Genomic DNA, 3065 nt, shown 5'->3' with positions numbered 1-3065 from the left:
GCATCGACGTGGTCACTAATGTGCTGGAACTGCAACAGGGCAAGCACGACATCACCCTGATCAACACCGTGCCATCGGCGCTCAAGGCGTTGCTGGAGTCGGGTGGGCTGGGTGAGGGCGTGGATACGGTGAACGTCGCCGGTGAAGCGCTCAAGCGCAGTCTGGTTGAGGCGCTGTTCGAGCAGACCCAAGTCAAGCGCCTGTGCAACCTCTACGGTCCTTCGGAAACCACGACCTATTCGAGTTGGGTGTCGATGGCCCGCGAAGACGGGTTTGCTGCGCACATCGGTAAGCCGGTGGCGAACACCCAGTTCTACCTGTTGGATGAGCACCGGCAGCCGGTGCCCTTGGGCGTGCCGGGCGAGATCTACATCGGTGGCGCTGGGGTGGCTCGCGGTTATCTCAATCGCGATGACCTGACCGCCGAACGCTTCCTCAAGGATCCGTTCAGCGCTGTTCCAAACGCCCGGATGTACAAGACCGGCGACCTGGGTCGCTACCTGCCGGACGGCAATATCGAGTACCTGGGCCGAAACGACGACCAGGTGAAGATCCGCGGTTTCCGGATCGAACTGGGCGAGATCGAGGCTCGACTGGCCCAACACGATGACGTGAAGGAAGCCGTGGTGCTGGCCCGCGAAGACGTACCGGGCGACAAGCGTCTGGTCGCCTATTTCACCGAATCGGCAACGGCGGACATCGAATCCTTGCGTAGCCACCTGCAAGCGCAACTACCCGAATACATGCTGCCCGTGGCCTATGTGCGCCTGGATGCCTTGCCGCTGACCCCCAACGGCAAACTCGACCGCAAGGCCTTGCCGGCCCCGGATCAGGATTCGGTCATCAGCCGTGGCTACGAAGCCCCTCAAGGCGAGATCGAAACCACCCTGGCGCAGATCTGGCAGGAGCTGCTGGGCCTGCCGCAGGTCGGTCGCCACGACCATTTCTTCGAACTGGGCGGTCATTCCTTGCTGGCCGTCAGCCTGATCGGGCGCATGCGCCAGCTGGGCTGGTCGGCGGACATCCGCGTGTTGTTCGGCCAGCCGACCTTGAAGGCACTGGCGGCCGCCATTGGCAGCGGTCGCGATGTCCAGGTGCCGGACAATGGCATCCTCTTGGGCAGCACCCGGATCACCCCGTCGATGCTGCCGCTGGTCGATCTGGACCAACAGACCATCGACCGTATCGTGGCGACGGTGCCGGGTGGTGCGCGTAACGTGCAGGACATCTATCCGCTGGCGCCGCTGCAAGAGGGCATCCTCTATCACCACATCGCGGCGGCCACGGGCGATCCCTATGTATTGCAGGCCACGTTCAACATTGCCGACCGTGAGCGCCTGGATGCCTTTGCCCACGCGCTTCAGGCGGTCATCGACCGCCATGACATTCTGCGTACTTCGGTGGTCTGGGAAGGTCTTGACGAGCCGGTGCAGGTGGTCTGGCGCAAGGCGCAATTGGCTGTGGAAGAGGTGACACTGGCGGCCGAGGCGGGGGACATCGTCGCTCAGCTGCGTAAGCGCTTCGACACGCTGCACTACCGTCTCGACATGCAACAGGCGCCGCTGATGCGCATTGCGTTTGCCCATGACAGCGCGAACCAGCGCTGGGTTGCGTTGCTGTTGTTCCATCATATGGCACTCGACCATACGGCGCTGGAAGTGGTGCGCCATGAAATGCAGGCGCATCTGCTGGAGCAGGCCGATCGACTGGGCGAAGCGGCCCCTTTCCGCAATTACGTGGCCCAGGCGCGCCTGGGCGTCAGCCGCGAAGAGCACGAGGTCTTCTTCCGCCAGATGCTCGGTGACATCGAAGAACCGACGCTGCCTTTCGGCGTGCAGGAGGTACGCAACGACGGTAGCGACATCGAAGAGGCCGGGTTGCAGCTCTGTGCCGACTTGAGCCGCCGTCTGCGCGCCCAGGCCCGGGTGTTGGGCGTGAGCACGGCGAGCCTGCATCACCTGGCCTGGGCGCGTGTCCTGAGCCAGGTGTCCGGCAAGCAGGACGTGGTGTTCGGTACGGTGCTGATGGGGCGGATGCAGGGCGGCGACGGCGCCGAGCATGCGCTTGGCATGTTCATCAACACCTTGCCGCTGCGGGTGAACATTGGCGAGCTGGATGTGCGCGGCAGTGTCAAGGCGACCCATGCCCGGCTGACCGGCCTGTTGGGTCATGAACACGCTTCGCTGGCCTTGGCCCAGCGGTGCAGCGGCGTGGTTGCGCCGATGCCGTTGTTCAGCGCCTTGCTCAACTACCGGCACAGCAATGTGGATGTGACTTCGGCCGATACACGGGCGGCCTGGCACGGCATCGAGATCCTGGGCAACGAGGAACGCACCAACTACCCACTGACCCTGTCGGTGGACGACCTGGGCGAAGGTTTCAGCCTGACCGCGCTGGCGGTGCCGCAGATCGGCGCGCAGCGAGTTTGCGGCTATATGAACGTGGCGTTGGAGAACCTGATGGCTGCCCTGGAGCAGGCGCCCCATACACCGGTGGCGAGCGTGTCGATCCTGCCGCCGGCCGAACGTCGCCAACTGCTGCTGGACTTCAACGCCACCACTCGTCGCTACCCCCAGGACAGGACCGTCCACGGGCTGTTCGAAGCCCAGGCCCAGGCCAACCCCGAGGCGTTGGCAGCGGTGCATCAGCCCCACAGCCTGACTTACGCCGAGCTCAACGCCAGGGCCAACCAACTGGCTCGTCATCTGGTCGACCTGGGTGTGCAACCGGGTGAGCGCGTGGCGATCCTGCTGGAGCGCTCCCTTGAATTGCTGGTCAGCCAATTGGCCGTGCTCAAGTGCGCCGCGGTCTTTGTGCCGCTGGATATCCACGCGCCCTTGGAGCGCCAGCAGTTCATGGTTGAAGACAGCGGGGCGAAAGTCCTGCTGGCCCTGAGTTCTGCAACTGTGGCGCAAGGCCCTGTGCGGGTCGACCTGGACCGTGTGACGCTGGATGAAGCCTGCGGCAACCTCGATCTGCCCCAGAGCGCCGAGTCGGTCGCCTACATCATGTACACCTCCGGTTCCACCGGTACGCCGAAGGGTGTATTGGTGCCACATCGGGCC

At 64.1% G+C, this 3065-nt stretch carries 1 protein-coding gene; it reads left to right on the top strand.

What is annotated here, in order from left to right:
• Positions 1–3065 (top strand): AMP-binding protein (locus tag LCU97_RS26415; protein WP_232778200.1); only part of this gene is annotated, 3065 nt, incomplete at both ends.

The organism is Pseudomonas uvaldensis (assembly GCF_021271205.1).
Lineage (GTDB): Bacteria > Pseudomonadota > Gammaproteobacteria > Pseudomonadales > Pseudomonadaceae > Aquipseudomonas > Aquipseudomonas uvaldensis.
The sequence above is the reverse complement of the archived record's forward strand: the minus strand, read 5'-3'. Positions and strand labels throughout refer to the sequence as shown.